At 39.3% G+C, this 15,709-nt stretch carries 13 protein-coding genes, 1 tRNA gene and 1 pseudogene; 4 read left to right on the plus strand and 11 right to left on the minus strand.

Features of this window, described 5'->3' with window-relative positions; genetic code table 11:
* The coding region (gene feoB / locus B2V92_RS10115) for a ferrous iron transporter B (protein ID WP_293307483.1) at positions 1-1,141 on the plus strand (1,141 nt) is incomplete at its 5' end.
* A 438-nt stretch (positions 1,142-1,579) separates the two neighbouring features.
* Here the strand turns inward: feoB and B2V92_RS10120 are convergent.
* Positions 1,580-2,056, minus strand: coding sequence for an Lrp/AsnC ligand binding domain-containing protein (locus B2V92_RS10120; protein ID WP_025145395.1), 477 nt, complete (start codon positions 2,054-2,056; stop codon positions 1,580-1,582).
* A gap of 348 nt (positions 2,057-2,404) precedes the next feature.
* Between B2V92_RS10120 and B2V92_RS10125 the strand changes: the two genes are divergently transcribed.
* Both B2V92_RS10125 and B2V92_RS10130 read left to right on the plus strand, forming a co-directional pair.
* A tRNA-Asp gene (locus B2V92_RS10125) sits at positions 2,405-2,549 on the plus strand.
* A 132-nt stretch (positions 2,550-2,681) separates the two neighbouring features.
* Positions 2,682-3,707, plus strand: coding sequence for a LacI family DNA-binding transcriptional regulator (locus tag B2V92_RS10130; protein WP_293307487.1), 1,026 nt, complete (start codon positions 2,682-2,684; stop codon positions 3,705-3,707).
* Positions 3,708-3,764: 57 nt separating this feature from the next.
* On the opposite strand, the gene frr is transcribed toward B2V92_RS10130, so the two are convergent.
* The 5 genes from frr to nagA all read right to left on the minus strand — a co-directional run bounded on the left by frr (position 3,765) and on the right by nagA (position 10,714).
* Positions 3,765-4,328, minus strand: coding sequence for a ribosome recycling factor (gene frr / locus B2V92_RS10135; RefSeq protein WP_293307488.1), 564 nt, complete (start codon positions 4,326-4,328; stop codon positions 3,765-3,767).
* Between the two features lie 41 nt (positions 4,329-4,369).
* Positions 4,370-5,074 carry a UMP kinase gene (pyrH, locus tag B2V92_RS10140; RefSeq protein WP_293307489.1) on the minus strand — a complete coding sequence of 235 codons (705 nt, stop codon included), beginning with the start codon at positions 5,072-5,074 and terminating at the stop codon, positions 4,370-4,372.
* A gap of 174 nt (positions 5,075-5,248) precedes the next feature.
* Positions 5,249-8,518, minus strand: coding sequence for a TonB-dependent receptor (locus B2V92_RS10145; protein WP_293307490.1), 3,270 nt, complete (start codon positions 8,516-8,518; stop codon positions 5,249-5,251).
* A 131-nt stretch (positions 8,519-8,649) separates the two neighbouring features.
* Positions 8,650-9,612, minus strand: coding sequence for an MBL fold metallo-hydrolase (locus B2V92_RS10150; protein ID WP_293307491.1), 963 nt, complete (start codon positions 9,610-9,612; stop codon positions 8,650-8,652).
* A 10-nt stretch (positions 9,613-9,622) separates the two neighbouring features.
* Positions 9,623-10,714, minus strand: coding sequence for an N-acetylglucosamine-6-phosphate deacetylase (gene nagA, locus B2V92_RS10155; protein ID WP_293307492.1), 1,092 nt, complete (start codon positions 10,712-10,714; stop codon positions 9,623-9,625).
* Between the two features lie 85 nt (positions 10,715-10,799).
* On the opposite strand from nagA, the gene B2V92_RS10160 reads away from it, so the two are divergent.
* The gene (locus B2V92_RS10160; protein WP_293307493.1) at positions 10,800-12,005 is read left to right on the plus strand and encodes an FN3 domain-containing metallophosphoesterase family protein; all 1,206 of its coding nucleotides are present in this window, start codon (positions 10,800-10,802) and stop codon (positions 12,003-12,005) included.
* A gap of 156 nt (positions 12,006-12,161) precedes the next feature.
* Here the strand turns inward: B2V92_RS10160 and tsf are convergent, their stop codons facing one another.
* From tsf to B2V92_RS10185, 5 genes and pseudogenes are all read right to left on the minus strand, one after another.
* Positions 12,162-13,007 carry a translation elongation factor Ts gene (tsf, locus tag B2V92_RS10165; RefSeq protein ID WP_293307494.1) on the minus strand — a complete coding sequence of 282 codons (846 nt, stop codon included), beginning with the start codon at positions 13,005-13,007 and terminating at the stop codon, positions 12,162-12,164.
* A 128-nt stretch (positions 13,008-13,135) separates the two neighbouring features.
* Positions 13,136-13,969: a 30S ribosomal protein S2 gene (gene rpsB, locus B2V92_RS10170; RefSeq protein WP_113947542.1), complete on the minus strand. Its 834-nt coding sequence runs from the start codon at positions 13,967-13,969 to the stop codon at positions 13,136-13,138.
* A gap of 18 nt (positions 13,970-13,987) precedes the next feature.
* Positions 13,988-14,374 carry a 30S ribosomal protein S9 gene (gene rpsI / locus B2V92_RS10175; RefSeq protein WP_055913282.1) on the minus strand — a complete coding sequence of 129 codons (387 nt, stop codon included), beginning with the start codon at positions 14,372-14,374 and terminating at the stop codon, positions 13,988-13,990.
* A 3-nt stretch (positions 14,375-14,377) separates the two neighbouring features.
* The gene (rplM, locus tag B2V92_RS10180) at positions 14,378-14,821 is read right to left on the minus strand and encodes a 50S ribosomal protein L13 (RefSeq protein ID WP_010602007.1); all 444 of its coding nucleotides are present in this window, start codon (positions 14,819-14,821) and stop codon (positions 14,378-14,380) included.
* Between the two features lie 346 nt (positions 14,822-15,167).
* Positions 15,168-15,699 (minus strand): annotated as a pseudogene (locus tag B2V92_RS10185) (ORF6N domain-containing protein).
* Positions 15,700-15,709 lie beyond the last annotated feature (10 nt).

A 15,709-nucleotide genomic window follows, 5' to 3' on the forward strand; every position in this document is an offset into this window, starting at 1 on the left:
AGCAGGAATGCTTACCGATCTGTTATTGGATGGCGTTATTGCAGGTTTGGGCGGTATTTTTGTATTTATCCCACAAATAGCCATTCTTTTTGCTTTTATATCCATTTTGGAAGATACCGGCTATATGGCCCGCGTTACCTTTATGATGGATAAAGTGATGAGCAAGGTAGGTTTGAACGGAAAATCGGTGGTACCCATGATTGGTGGTCTGGCCTGTGCTGTGCCTTCTATTATGGCCGCCAGGAATATTGAGAACTGGAAAGACCGGATGATTACCATCATGGTTACCCCATTGGTAAGCTGCTCAGCCAGGCTTCCGGTATATATTTTAATCATCTCCCTGATTATTCCCTCTAAAACGGTTCTTGGTATTTTTAATTTACAGGGCCTGGCGCTGATGGTGATGTACCTTGTGGGTATTGTTGCTGCGGTATTAGTAGCCTGGGTGATGAAATTTATCATTAAAACCAAAGAAAGATCGTATTTCATCATGGAACTGCCGGTTTACCGCATGCCAAGGTGGAAAAATGTGGCTTATACCATGTACGAGAAATCGAAAACCTTTGTTTTCGAAGCCGGTAAGGTAATTATTGCCATTTCGATAATTCTTTGGGTAATGGCCTCATTCGGACCGGGAAACCGTTTTGAGAGCATCGATAAAAAATATGAATCCGCTTTGGCTGATACGACAAAAAATACTGATCACATTAAAACACTGGTGGCTACCGAGAAGCTCGAAAATTCTTATGTGGGGCTTTTGGGGCACGCCATTGAACCTGCCATCCGCCCGCTGGGTTACGATTGGAAGATTGGGATTGGTTTAATTACCTCTTTTGCTGCCCGCGAAGCTTTTGTAGGGACCATGGCAACCATTTACAGTGTTGATGGTGGTGATGAAGATACAAGTACCATCCGGGAGCGTATGTCGGCCTCTAAAAACAGCCGTACAGGTTTGCCTGTTTATACCTTTGCAACAGGTATTTCGCTGATGCTTTTTTATGCTTTTGCCATGCAGTGCATGAGTACCGTGGCCATCGTTTACCGCGAAACCAAAGGCTGGAAATGGCCGGTAATCCAGTTGGGTTATATGACGGCTATGGCTTATGTAGCGGCGCTGATTGCTTATCAGTTGTTGAAGTAATTAGACCCGTCATTTCGAGCGGAGTGTAACGAAGCCGAGAAATCTGTCTCGAGATAGATCTCTCCCTGCCCGTTGCAGGCGGGTGTTCCACTGCGTTTCAGTCGAGATGACGACGTTTATTATTTAGTCTTTTTCCTTCGGTATGATTGCACCGATTTTTAGATTGCACAGATTGTAGCTTTTCACGTTTAAATTAATAGGCGAATCGATATTATTGCACTTACCTTTGTTAATAAACCCGGTAGAAGCGGTTCCGATTTAAGCATTGTTATTATTGTTTTTTGGTATGCTTGCTTGTTTCACAGGTTTCATCGGAATTAGCGGATAACGGGACTGCTGTTCCCGGAATCCTACTGAATGTTCATTTTCTAATAGGGCACCTAATTTTTTATTTTAGTCACTATCCTTTGGTCTTTAGTCTTTCTGCTTTAGTCTTCCTTACCCCAATTCAATCTGTCGCTTAATACTCTCTTCTAACGAGATTAAAGTCTCTGTACGCTGGATACCGTTCACCGCCTGGATTTCTTCGTTTAAAACATGGCGTAAATGGTTGGTATCCCTGCAGATAATTTTGGCAAACATACTGTAGGCACCTGTGGTGTAATGAAGTTCTACCACTTCCTTAATTTTGCTCAGCTGTGCAACCGCATCTTTATACTGGATCCCTTTTTCCAGATAGATACCCAGAAAGGCGCAGATATCGTAACCGGCCTTCTGAGGGTCGATAATTAAGTGAGAGCCTTTTATAATGCCCATTTCCTGTAGTTTCTTCATCCTAACATGTATCGTTCCGCCCGAAACAATCAGATCTTTAGCGATTTCTGTATAGGGTTTAGTGGCATCCTGCATCAATTGCTTTAATATATCGATGTCGAGGTTGTCAATTTCTAAATTGGAATTGTCTTTTTTAAGCATATTTTTGAATTATGATAAGCGAATTTACAAATATTTATCAATATTATAAAAATAAAATTAAATGTTTAAAATATTTGCAAGGTATTGGATGTTCCTTTACATTTGTATCAAGCAATTAACAAAAAGGAAACGTTCTTTCAAAATTGTTTAACAAAAAATGTAGGGTGGTGAAACAGGCAGACACACCTCCTTGTCTCGGTGGCGGAGAATAATGGGAATATACTGGCAACAGTACTAACCACTCCTTGAAGGTTCGATTCCTTCCCCTACAGCGGCTTTAGTCCTAAGTCAAGAGTCAATAGTCTTTTTAGACTTGGGACTGCAGACTTTGGACTAATGACTATATAATGTTGGGTGGTGAAATTGGCAGACACGCCTCCTTGTCTCGGTGGTGGGGAATAATGGGACAAACGCAGTTTATTGGGTTGACCACAAATTAATTTTTTGAACTGTAGCTAACTACCCCTTGAAGGTTCGACTCCTTCCCCAACAGCATTTTTTATGAATAATAAGTTAGTTAATTGAGCAATCCTGGATAGGTTGCTCTTTTTCTTTTTAAGGCTAATTTTAACATTTTTGTAGATATATTCCTATATTACCAGTTCAATTTATTCTAACCTGTGTAATGCCAGTAATGAAAAAACGTGTATCCATAAAAGATATAGCCAAACAGTTAAATATTTCCATTACAACCGTATCGTTCGTAATCAATGGAAAAGCGAGAGAGAAGAACATCAGCGAATCGCTTACCAAAAAAGTTTTGGATCTTGTTGCCGAATTAAATTATCAGCCCAACGCCCTTGCTACCAGTTTACGAACAGGCAAAACAAAAATTATCGGTTTCCTGGTTGATGATATTTCAGAACCATTTTTCTCGGGCATTGCACGCCGCATTGATGAAATTGCCTCCAGCCTCGGTTATAAAATCCTTTTTAGCAGTACCCGTAACGATACCGAAAAAGCGATAGAGTTATTGCAGATTTTTAAAGACAGACATGTTGACGGCTACATTATGGCATTGCCCGAAGGTTTGGAAGAAGAAGTGAAAAAGCTGATCCAAACGGAGGCACCGGTTGTGCTGTTCGATCGTTATGTACAGGATGTTAATGCCGATTATGTTATTATTGCCAACGAAAACAGTACGCTCGAAGCTACCGAGCACCTGATTAACAATGGCTATAAAAATATAGGTTTTGTTACGATTGATACCGCTCAGCAACAAATGGTAGATCGTTTAACCGGTTACGAAACCGCGGTGAAAAAGCACCAACTGCCTGCCATTGTAAAAAAGATTAGTTATGTAAATTCTGCCGAATCAATAAAAGAAATGGCAAAATTTTTTAAGAAAGAAAAACAGCTCGATGCGGTAATTTTTGCGGCCAACTATATCTGTTTGGATGGTTTAAGAACGTTCAGAAAAGAAGGTATCCATATCCATAAAGACCTTGCTGTAGTATCTTTCGATGATTTCGAGATCCTGGAGTTCTGCGAGCCACCTGTTACGGCCATTGCGCAGCCCCTTGAAGCCATTGCCGAAAACATTATGAAGATTTTATTGAACAAACTTAAAAAAGCTGGTAAAAACATCGGAAATGCGCAGGTATCGCTTCCAACCATTTTAAACGTACGCGCATCAAGTGCAAAAAAATAGCATAAAAAAAGGGAAAAGATTTAAATCCATTCCCTTTTTAATCATGTTTGCTACAGCTTAAACTGTCATTACATCTTTTTCTTTAGCTTCTGCGTGTTTATCAACTTTGATGATATAAGCATCGGTCAGTTTTTGTACTTCACCTTCGCCTGTTTTAATTTCGTCGTCTGATACACCTTCGCCTTTTAATTTCTGGATTTTAGAATTGGCATCTTTACGGATGTTACGAACGGTAACACGGCCTCTTTCTGCTTCTTCCTTTACTTTTTTAACCAGGTCTTTCCTGCGCTCTTCTGTTAGGGGAGGTACAACCAGGCGGATTACAATACCGTCATTTTGGGGATTGATACCGATATTGGCTACCTGGATAGCTTTTTCGATAACGGTTAAAAGTGATTTTTCCCAAGGTTGGATTACGATTGTCCTTGCATCCGGTGTATTGATGCTTGCTACCTGCGCCAATGCTGTAGAAGCTCCATAATAGTCAACAAAGATACCATCCAACATTCCAGCTGATGCTTTACCAGCCCTTATTTTAGTTAATTCAGCTTCACAATGATCGATCGCTTTCTCCATAGAAGATTGCGCATCCATTAATTGCAATTGTATGAGTTCGTTCATAATTGTATGTATATCTACAAAAATAATATTTTTTTTAATGCTTACTTCACCAATGTACCGATTGGTTCGCCACTGGCAATTTTCATGAAGTTACCATGTTTGTTCATATCAAACACAATAATCGGAAGTTGGTTTTCCTCGCAAAGGGTAAAAGCTGTCATGTCCATTACATTTAAGCCTTTATCGTAAACTTCCCTGAACGAAATATCATTGTACTTTGTCGCCAAAGGATCTTTTTCAGGGTCGGCAGTATAAATTCCATCAACACGTGTACCTTTTAAAACCACATCGGCTTTAATTTCGATTGCACGTAATGCCGCTGCAGAGTCGGTTGTGAAATATGGATTTCCGGTACCGGCACCAAAAATAACCACGCGGCCTTTTTCTAAGTGGCGTACTGCTCTTCTGCGGATAAACGGCTCACAGATCTGCTCCATTTTAATTGCAGTAAGCAAACGGGTTTTGATACCAACTTTCTCCAATGCATCTTGCAGGGCCATAGAATTGATCACTGTTGCCAACATGCCCATGTAATCGGCCTGAGCCCTGTCCATCCCACTTTTTTCGGCGCTTAAGCCCCTAAAAATATTTCCTCCACCGATTACGATAGCGATTTCCAGTCCTTTATCGTGTACTGCTTTGATATCTTCTGCATATTGCTTAACACGATCATTATCAATACCGTATTGTTTATCGCCCATTAGCGATTCTCCGCTAAGCTTTAGTAGGATGCGCTTGTATTTCATGACCTCAAAAATATTAACATTTTTTTAATACCGAGCTATGCTTTTTAATAATTGATGTAAATATTTAAATAGAAATAGCGGTTTAAAGAAAAAGAGCGAATTTATTAAATAAACTGCCCCCAAATAGTGTAGCTTTTTGGGGGCAGTAGAGAAAAAAAATATTTAAAATTATAACTAGTTAAAGGTATACCGTACGCCAAACTGTGCCTGCCAGCGCGAAATCTGGTCGGTAATATTTTTATACGTGGTGGTATATGGTGTTAAATTTGCTTTGTCCTGATAAGGGAAAGAATAAGTTGGTTTTCCTGATGTTGCATCTAAACCTTTATAGGCCAGTAATACTGCGGTATTGTAGGTTGATAAGGGAATATTTGGTGTTTGGTATAAACCCCAATCGCTGTTTAACAGGTTACCAACGTTAATGATATCCAAACTGAACTGAAGCGTATTCCTTTTGCCTTTTGCACCTACAAAGAAATCCTGTGCGATGTGCAGATCGGCCCTTTTAAAGTACGACATGATGGCGCCGTTTCTTTTTGCAAATTGACCTCTGTGCTTGCTTAAATAGCTATCCTGACTGATGTAAGCATTTAGCTGATTCCAGATCTGATCCTGGGTGCGGGTATCGCCAACAAAATCGGGCACTAAAATAATATCGCCTTTGTTTTGTGGAATGTAAAGTAAATCATTCGCGCCACCATCGTTGTTAATATCACCTGATGAAACGTAACTGAATGCACCATTATTGGCCGATTCGAAAATGATACCTACTGTGGTAGCTGCATGTTTAAAATACTCTTTTTTATAGCTTAATGAAGCAATAACCCTGTTCGGCTGGATGAAGTTGGTGTTGGCCAGAACATCCGAATTTGCATCACCGGCAATGGCCCTTTGCGACCAGATAGAACTTGCGGTAGAACCACCATCGTTTACAGATCTAGATTGACTGTAGGTATAGGCCACACTTGCATTAAAGCCACTGAAGAAAGATTTTTGTAACTGACCAGTGATGAAATATGAATAACCTTTATTGGTATTCTGCATGTAGATAAATGGCGAAATAGACGGATTTGCCGCCGTAGTACCGGTTTGTGTCGATTTTACGGTATAACGTTGCTGTCCTTCAATTCCTGGCAGTGTAATTAAGCCCGTTGAATTATTAGGCAATGCTGCATTTGAGAAATTTACAGCGTTAATATCTTTAGTGTATGATGCTTCTAAAGTCGCAATAATACCCATTGGTAATTTTTGATCAACGGCTACGTTTGTTCTCCAGATCTGTGGATATTTAAAATCTTTCGAAGCCGCATCTACCTCATAAGAAGTATTGGCACTAACTGTACCCGGTGCCGGGCGGTTTGCATTAACATTTGGGTTAAAAATCAACCTTGGATCGCCAGGGGTTGATACAGTAGCAGAACTGAATAATGTTCCGGTGTTAGAAGCCTGGTTGGAAATCCATACATAAGGCACCTGACCGGTAAAAATTCCGGTTCCTCCACGTAATTGTGTGGTTTTATCTCCAAAAACGTCATAATTAAAGCCTACACGCGGCGAGAACAATAATTTTTTATTCGGAAACTTAGAAATGTCAACCTGTAAACCATTTTGGAAGGTTAATGCCGCCAAATTCGGGTTCGGATCTAACTTGGTAGGAAAATAAGTATAATCGGCACGGATACCATAAGTTAATTTGAAGTTATCACTCACCTGGTATTTATCCTGTGCATATAAACTCAGGTTATACGACGACATTTTGGCAAATGGAAACGAGCCATCGGCCAAAGCAGAGTTACGGTACGAATAACTTACTGCAGGCTGGTTATTGATAAAATCGTCGGCTGTTCTAAAATAATATAAACCATTATAGTTGGGAGCAAAACCATTTAAAAATTTATTTAACTGGTTGCTTGTTCCGATGGTGATTTCGTGTTTACCCGCATAAATCGAGAAATCGTCCGAAAATTGATAAATATCAGAGTTTAACAGGTTACCTGCTGTGAAAACCTCGTAACCAAAACTGGTTAAAATGCCACCGTTTCCGTTACCGATATCAACCATTGGTAATTCAGCGCCATTTGAACCGCGGAAATCCCTTAGTGCAGAATAGCCTAAAGTTAATTTGTTCGACATACTGTTGCCGATCCTGGTGTTTAATTCAACAATGCCGATGTTAAAGTTATTGTTAATGGTATAACTCGAACCGAAATAAGGCATAGAGGTTGATGAAGGAGAACGGCTACCATTTAAACCTGCCGGAATACCCGAGCCGCTGGCCACAACCTGTCTGTTTGATTTTAAGTAGAAATATTTTGCACTTAAAGTGTTGTTTGCGTTGATATTCCAGTCTATTTTGGCCGTAATTTTATCACTTTGGGTTTTGTATGGATAATTTTCGTACGGGCCGGTCGCGTAATTGTATTTGCTCATTAAATAGTTTGATAACTTATCTAATGTAGCTGCATCTGCTGCCGAAACGTTAGCTCCTGATAAACCTGGACGTGAGGCTACAAAAGAGGTTGCTGGTGTACTGATCCTTTCCTGCTCGCCCGAAACAAAGAAAAACAATTTGTCTTTAATAATCGGTCCGCCGATATTCAAACCACGTTGGTTATAGCTGAAATCAACAATCGGTATTTTGGTAACACCTGCCGAATATCCTGTTAAATCCGTACCTCTGGTGTAGTAGTATGCCGAGCCCTTAAAATCATTTGTTCCTGATTTTACAATGGTATTGATACCTGCCCCGGTGAAAGATCCCTGACGAACATCGTAAGGTGCAATATCAACCTGGATCTGCTCAATCGCATCTAACGAAATTGGTTGAGAATTGGCCTGTCCACCCAAACTGCCTGATAAGCCGAAAGAGTTGTTAAATAAGGCTCCATCAACTGTTAAATTGTTGTAAGAACCGCTTCTGCCGCCAAAACTTAAACCACCAACAGTTGTAGAATTGGCAGAAGGTGTTAATTTGGTAAAATCGGATAACGAACGGCTGATGGTTGGTAAATTATCGATCTGCTGTCGAGTTATCGTTTCCCTTGCACCGGTCCGCGATGAGTTAATCACCTTATCCTGTGTTCCTTTTACCACAACATCAGCCAGGTTTTGCGAGGTTTCGGTAAGTGAAACATCAACCCTTAAATCTTCACCAATAGTGGTATTCAGGTTTTCCTTAACCAGTTCGTTATAACCAATATAGCTTATTTTAATGGTGTATGGACCGCCAACACGTACGTTCGGCAGGTTGTACCTACCATCGGCCCTGGTAATGGTTGAATATTTTGTACCTGAGGGGATGTGTATGGCGGTAACCGTTGCGCCAGGTATCACCCCTTTTTGATCTTTAACTGTACCAATAAATGATGCAGTGGTAACCCCTTGTGCGAAACCATAAACGGTTACCACAAGCATAAATGACAATAATAGTAGCAATTTTTTCATTAATTCATGTTTTTTTATTAGTGATGAAGCAATTATAATTTGTTGTTACCCTTATCGTAATAAAATTATGATATTTCACTCAATTTTTAACAAAAATACGCTGACTTAATGCTGCTAATGTTCTATTTATATTAATTAATTGTTAAGCACTTGCCTTGTTCGGGAAAAATTAGTTTTAAATCTTTCGGTTTTCCTGAAATTAATTGCCTTTTTACTATTTCGGCTGTTTTTTGTGGAGGTTTAACGTGGGTTATAATGAAAGAAACTTTTTTAAAAGCTTTTTCGTTCGTTAAAGCTTCAAGTTTCGACAGTTCGTTAAAGAAAAGTTTTGGTTTAAGGTGCCCAAACAATAGCTTATCTGGCTGTTCGTTGGGGAAAGAAACCTCTAAAAAGATAGCTTTTAATTGCCCTGCAGTAATCAAAGGCGCTATGTTCTGCCACAGCTTGGCCAGTTTATCCGATTTTTCAATTTCATCGGCACCGGTATCTCCCAAATAAAGTGCGTAACTATCGTTATGGCCAATCAGGAAAGCTGTGCTTTTGTAGGGGTTGCCGTGGCTGAGTTCGAAGGCCTTTACGTTCATATCTGTTCCTTCAAGTGGATAGGTATTACCTTCTAGCAAAGGAAAATAAGTATACTTTTTTAGCTGTGGTTTTTCGCCTTCGTTGGCAAAATTTGCCCAGGCATCCCAGGTAAAATATTTATCCCTTAAAATGTTGAGTACAGAAGGCAAACCATAAATGTTTTTCGCCGTATCGGCAGGAGAATTAATGATCAGGCCAGCTAAATGGTCTAAATGTCCATGGGATATCAAATAACCTTTAATCTGCCTGCGCTGTATTTCCTCACTGATTCCTTTCAGCGATTTTAGGTCGATTGCTTTTTGGATACCGGCATTTATGGTACCTGCATCAAGACAAACATATTTATCGCTTCCTTTTGGAGCAATCATGTAAGATGATAAATTACTTTCATCATCACCACCTTTAACACCAAGCGGAATAACAGTAAATCCTTTATCTGTTTCCTGCGCCCACGAATTACAGGCATAAACAGAAAAGAAAATAATGGCTGGAAGAATTTTTTTGAACATATTGGATAGATTATATCGTTTCGCCTTTAAAAATGACTTCTTTTAAATTCAATTCATCATCAAGCACTATTAAATTAGCTGTTTCGCCGCTTGCTATATTTGCAGTCAGATTTTCAATCCCAATTAACTTTGCAGGATATTGTGTAGCCATTTTAACCGCATCGTTTAAATCAATTCCACAGTATGATACACAGTTTTTAACAGCTTCCAACATGGTAAGCGAAGAGCCTGAAAGTGTACCATCGGGCATTACATATTTATTACCTTTCTGGATGTGCTGATAAGGTCCGGTATTGCAGGCAGTAACTGCATCTGTAATCAGGAATAAACGTTCTTTTAATAATTTCTGCGCAAATTTAACCACCTCGAAATCAAGGTGTTGCCCATCGGCGATGATACTGGCCATTGCCTTATCGTGGCTGAAAACTGCGGTTGGTATACCCGGTTCGCGGTGATGGATCGGACTCATGGCATTAAAGAGGTGCGTAGTGGTTTGTATCCCTTTGTTGTAGGCAGCGGTTGCTTCTTTGAAAGTTGCATTACTGTGCCCTAATGAAACAACTACACCATTATTTAACAGGTATTCGATTATTTCATCATCCTGAACTTCTGGAGCAATGGTCATCATTTTGATCACGCCATCTCCAAAATCGATCAGTTTCTTGATTTCATCCAATGAGGCTTTACGTACAAATGCAGGTATGTGCGCACCCAAACGTTTTGGGTTTAAAAAAGGCCCTTCTAAATGTAAACCCAAACAATTCTTAGCTACTGAGCGGTGCGCTTTAGCAACTTTAATACATTCGTTAAAAACTTCAGGAGAATTTGTTGCCATACAGGCCAGGAAACCTGTAGTTCCTTTTTTTAACAGATCCTCTTCCATTATAGTCAAAGATTCTACGCTTGGATCAGCAGAAAATAACCTGTTGCCAGCGCCATAAATCTGCAGGTCTATAAAACCTGGTACAACAAGCGAATGACTGTTTTCTTTGTTGCTACTTTCCTTAATATTTGAAATAATTGCACCGTCGATTACGATGTCCTGATTCTTTTTTAAATCGTTGCCCTGAAAATAGGAGGTATTGGGGATTACTTTAGGCATAACAAACGTTTGAGTAAATTTAATCTTACACGGTCAAAGTTAAATATTGTGGCTATATATTTGGGTAATAAGATAAAATAACCAAATGAATGAAAATCAGTCTAATAGAAGAAGTTTTTTAAAAGCCAGCCTAACTTTAAGTGCTGCTACACTGGTGGCACCATCGATGGCGATTGCAGATTTGCCCAATAATGAAGAGGGTTTTAAAATTGCGGTTGGTCCTTATCTCCAAACCAATTTTGATAACGCAATGACCGTTCTTTGGCTGACCAATAAAAATGCCGCGGGCTGGGTAGAATATGGCGAGCAGGCGGATCAGTTAAACCAAAAAGCTTATGGAAAAGCCCAACTGGGACTGATGCAGGCCAATAGTAAACTCAATGCTGTAACGCTTAACAACCTAAAACCCGGTGCAAAATATTATTATAAAATTGTTTCAAAAGAGATTAATGATTTTCAACCATATAAATTAACATATGGTGAAACGGTGAGCAGCGCTGTAGAGGAATTTGTTAATGCCGATCAAAGTAAGGATGAGGTTTCGTTTTTAATGTTGAACGATACACACGACAGGCCTGAGTCTATTCCACATTTGTTGGGATTGGTTCCGGATAAGAAGCAGGATTTTATCTTTTTTAACGGTGATATATTCGATTACCAGACCGACGAAAAGCAGATTATCGAGCACATGCTTCAACCGTGTGTAGATAATTTCGCCAAAAATACACCATTTATTTATGTAAGGGGCAATCACGAAACACGTGGTAAGTTTGCACGCGAATTTCCGCAGTACTACATGCATGTTGGTCATACCGCTTTTACTTTAGGGCCGGTACGTTTTGTGATTTTAGACACCGGCGAGGATAAGGAAGATGCGCATCCGGTTTATGCTGGTATTGTAGATTTTGATGATTACCGGGTTCAGCAGGCTGAATGGTTTAAAGCAGAAATGAATTCGAAAGCATTTAAAAAGGCATCATTCAGAATTGTAATGATGCACATTCCTCCACGCTTCTCCGGCGATGCGCATGGCCCAAAGCACTGCACCGAATTGTTTGAGCCCTTACTTAATCAGGGAAAAGTTGATTTGGTATTAAGTGGGCATACGCATAAATATATGGTTCACCAGCCTGATAAAAACTTAAACCATTATCCTTTAATTATTGGTGGCGGACCTAAAACAGGCATAAGAACCATCACAAAAATAAAAGCTGATAAAAATAAAGTAACGGTGAGTATGCTTAATGATTCGGGGAAAGAAGTAGGGACTTATACTGCTTTGAGGAAGTAGGAGAATTGCATGCGGCCGTCATGCTGTCCCGAAGTTTCGGGATCAGCATCTATCTCGCATGTAGACCCTGAAATGAATTCAGGGTGACGACGGGGGGATAGAACATAAAAAAAGCCCCAATTTCTTGGAGCTTTTTTTAAATATGTTTTTCAGTGCTTATGCACCTAATTGTACACGTTTGAAAGCTGATACTGTTAAACCTTTAGAAGTGTTATCTAAAAATTTACGTACATCGATAGAACTATCTTTAACAAACTCCTGGTTTAATAAAGTGCTGTCTTTGTAGAATTTGTTCAATTTACCAGCAGCAATTTTTTCAACCATTTCTTCTGGTTTGCCTTCTTGACGGATAACGTCTTTAGCAATCTCGATTTCACGTTCGATAGTAGCAGGATCAACACCGTCTTTATCAACAGCAATTGGGCTCATTGCAGCAATCTGCATAGCCACATCTTTACCAGCTTCAGTAATATCTGCACCGTTAGTATTTTCAAATACTACTAAAACGCCCATTTTACCATTAGAGTGGATATATGAAACGATTTTTTCACCAGAAACGTTTGCATACTCCTGGATAACGATTTTCTCTCCGATTTTACCGGTTAATTCAGTAATAGTTTCGGCAACTGTACGTCCATCTTCCAAAGTAATTGCTGATAATTCTTCAGCAGTAGCAGGATTGTTGGCAACTGCTGCAGCTAAAACAGCCTGAGCCAAATTACGGAAATCTTCAACTTTAGAAACCGGCTCGGTTTCGCAAGCTAAAGCAACTAATTTACCATTTGTACCGTCTGCTGAAACAGCGATTGATACCAGGCCTTCAGAAGTAGCATTACCAGAACGGGCTGCAGATACTTTTTGACCTTTTTTACGTAATAAATCAACAGCTGCTTCGAAATCGCCATTAGCTTCAACTAGAGCTTTTTTGCAATCCATCATACCAGCGCCAGTTTGTTGGCGTAGTTTATTTACATCTGCTGCAGAAATTTGTACTGTAGACATTTTATTTCCTTTTTAAAGTTTAAAATCTTGTTATAACAATTACAGGTTACAAGTTACAAGCGCTAAGTTAAACTCTTGTTAAGCCAACTTAAAACCTGAAACCAGTAACCTGCAATTAAAAAATATTACTATTCTTCTGTTTTAGTTTCTTCTGATGCTGACGCTTCAACTTCTGCCTCAGCAGCTTTTTTACGTCTAGGCTCTTTTGATTCAGGAGCATCAGCTGCTGCTTTAGCGGCTACTGCTTCTTTTTCTGCCTCATCATCTTTTTCGCGTTTACGCTCATCTAAACCTTCTTCGATCGCTTTGATAATTACATCAGTAATTAAAGAGATAGATTTAGTAGCATCATCATTCGCAGGGATTGGGAAATCGATGTTAGAAGGATCAGAGTTTGTATCAACCATCGCAAAAGTTGGGATGTTCAATTTTAACGCTTCAGTTACCGCGATGTGTTCTTTCTTAACATCAATTAAGAATAAAGCTGCAGGTAAACGGTTTAAATCAGCAATACCACCTAAAAGTGATTCTAATTTAATACGCTCACGCTGAATCATTAAACGCTCTTTTTTAGATAAGATCGCGTAAGTACCGTCTTTAGTCATTTTATCGATGTTAGACATCTTTTTGATTGACTTGCGAACAGTAGCGAAGTTAGTTAACATACCACCTAACCAACGCTCAGTTACGAAAGGCATGTTTACTTTTTTAGCTTGTTCAGCTACGATTCCTTTAGCTTGTTTCTTTGTAGAAACGAATAATACTTTACGTCCTGATTTTACGATTTGTTTAATCGCAGCCGCAGCTTCTTCAGTTTTAGTTAAAGTTTTATTTAAATCTATAATGTGAATTCCATTACGCTCCATGAAAATGTAAGGAGCCATTTTTGGATTCCATTTACGGGTAAGGTGACCAAAGTGTACACCTGCATCCAATAAGTCTTGATAAGTTGTTCTTGCCATTGTTCTTGCCTCCTGTGATTAACGTTTACTGAATTGGAATTTCTTACGGGCTTTAGCACGTCCTGGTTTTTTACGCTCAACCATACGCATATCACGCGTCATTAGGCCTTTAGCACGTAATGCAGGTTTTTTCTCCGCATCTAGTTCAACAATCGCTTTAGCAATAGCTAAACGAACAGCTTCTGCTTGTCCTTTTACTCCACCACCCTGTACGTTTACAGTGATATCATAACGACCTGTAAGTTCAGAAACCTCTAAACTCTGGTTTACGATATATTGCAAAGGTAAAGTTGGGAAATATACTTTGTGATCTTTACCGTTAACGGTAATTGCGCCAGCACCATCTTTTAAGTAGATACGTGCAACAGCTGTTTTTCTTCTTCCTGAAGTGTTAGTAACTGACATTTCTTAAAGTTTAATGGTTTTTGGAGATTGAGCTGCATGAGGGTGGGTTTCACCTGCATACACAAAAAGATTGGTGTAAAGTTTTTTACCCAATTTAGTTTTCGGTAACATACCACGTACCGCTTTCTCGATTACACGTTGAGGGTGTTTCGCCATTAACTCCTTAGGAGAAATAAAACGTTGACCACCTGGATAACCAGTATAAGAAACATATTGCTTTTCGCTGAATTTGTTTCCTGTCAATTTAACCTTGTCTGCATTGATAACGATTACATTATCACCGCAGTCTACGTGTGGGGTGTACTCAGGCTTGTTTTTACCACGGATGATCATAGCGATCTTCGATGACAAGCGCCCCAAAATCTCGCCTTGCGCATCAACAACAATCCACTGTTTGTTAACAGTTTTCGCATTGGCCGAGACAGTTTTGTAACTTAACGTATTCACTTGCTTGTATTTAATTTATTAAACAATTTATTATTCCCATTAAATTTGGGACTGCAAAGATAGATAGAAAAGTTTTATTATCAAATAGTTGGGCAGAAAAATTTTATCATAAAAAAGTCTTATAAAAACCTTATCCCGAATTTTCAGCATAAGCATCTTTTCTGCCAGATAGACCCTGAAATAAATTCAGGGTGACGACGATGAGTTAAAAATGTGCGCAGGAGTCCTTTTAAACAAATATTAATTATCGAACTCTACTCTAGTCGTAGCATCTCGCTACGACATGCTATAAGTAAGTTTTGGGGGTTAAAAAGAGGTTAGACTAGAGGCTTCCAAATCATTAATATCACAGATCATCAGGCATATAGCCGATTCTTTTTCTTGGACCGATTTTCTTATCGATCAGTTTATCCAGATAGGTAAAAACAAGTTCGATGTTTTTATCCTGATTGCTTACTTTTTGTTTGATTTCTTCAATTTCGAGTTTAAGCTCGCCGCTATCTATAATAAATTGACGGATACGCGAGAAAATCCGAACAATCTGGATATTCACTTGAATGGCCTGTTTGCTGTTTAATACACTAGAAAGCATCAGGATGCCATGTTCGGTAAAAACATTGGGTAGATAGGTCCTTCCGCCTCTTCCTTTTTTTGAGGTCACAATCTGTGACCTCAATGGTTCCCACTCTTCAGTGGTTAGCTGGAACATGAAGTCATCCGGAAAACGTTCGGCGGATACTTTGATTTAAAACTTTTGTCTCCACGCCATAAAGTTCAGCCAGATCACTATCAAGCATTACTTTTACGCCTCTTAGCTCGTAAATTTTATTAACTACAGTATTATCAGGGATGATAGGAAGCATTTGTTTAGCTGTCATATCATTTTTG

It is taken from the genome of Pedobacter sp. UBA5917 (assembly GCF_002432345.1).
Taxonomy (GTDB): domain Bacteria; phylum Bacteroidota; class Bacteroidia; order Sphingobacteriales; family Sphingobacteriaceae; genus Pedobacter.

Coding starts and splice junctions, on each gene's coding strand:
- B2V92_RS10160 (WP_293307493.1), top strand. CDS start 10,800: ATGAATGAAAATCAGTCTAATAGAAGAAGTTTTTTAAAAGCCAGCCTA.
- rpsI (WP_055913282.1), bottom strand. CDS start 14,374: ATGTCAGTTACTAACACTTCAGGAAGAAGAAAAACAGCTGTTGCACGT.
- tsf (WP_293307494.1), bottom strand. CDS start 13,007: ATGTCTACAGTACAAATTTCTGCAGCAGATGTAAATAAACTACGCCAA.
- nagA (WP_293307492.1), bottom strand. CDS start 10,714: ATGCCTAAAGTAATCCCCAATACCTCCTATTTTCAGGGCAACGATTTA.
- rpsB (WP_113947542.1), bottom strand. CDS start 13,969: ATGGCAAGAACAACTTATCAAGACTTATTGGATGCAGGTGTACACTTT.
- B2V92_RS10120 (WP_025145395.1), bottom strand. CDS start 2,056: ATGCTTAAAAAAGACAATTCCAATTTAGAAATTGACAACCTCGACATC.
- B2V92_RS10130 (WP_293307487.1), top strand. CDS start 2,682: ATGCCAGTAATGAAAAAACGTGTATCCATAAAAGATATAGCCAAACAG.
- pyrH (WP_293307489.1), bottom strand. CDS start 5,074: ATGAAATACAAGCGCATCCTACTAAAGCTTAGCGGAGAATCGCTAATG.
- frr (WP_293307488.1), bottom strand. CDS start 4,328: ATGAACGAACTCATACAATTGCAATTAATGGATGCGCAATCTTCTATG.
- B2V92_RS10145 (WP_293307490.1), bottom strand. CDS start 8,518: ATGAAAAAATTGCTACTATTATTGTCATTTATGCTTGTGGTAACCGTT.
- B2V92_RS10150 (WP_293307491.1), bottom strand. CDS start 9,612: ATGTTCAAAAAAATTCTTCCAGCCATTATTTTCTTTTCTGTTTATGCC.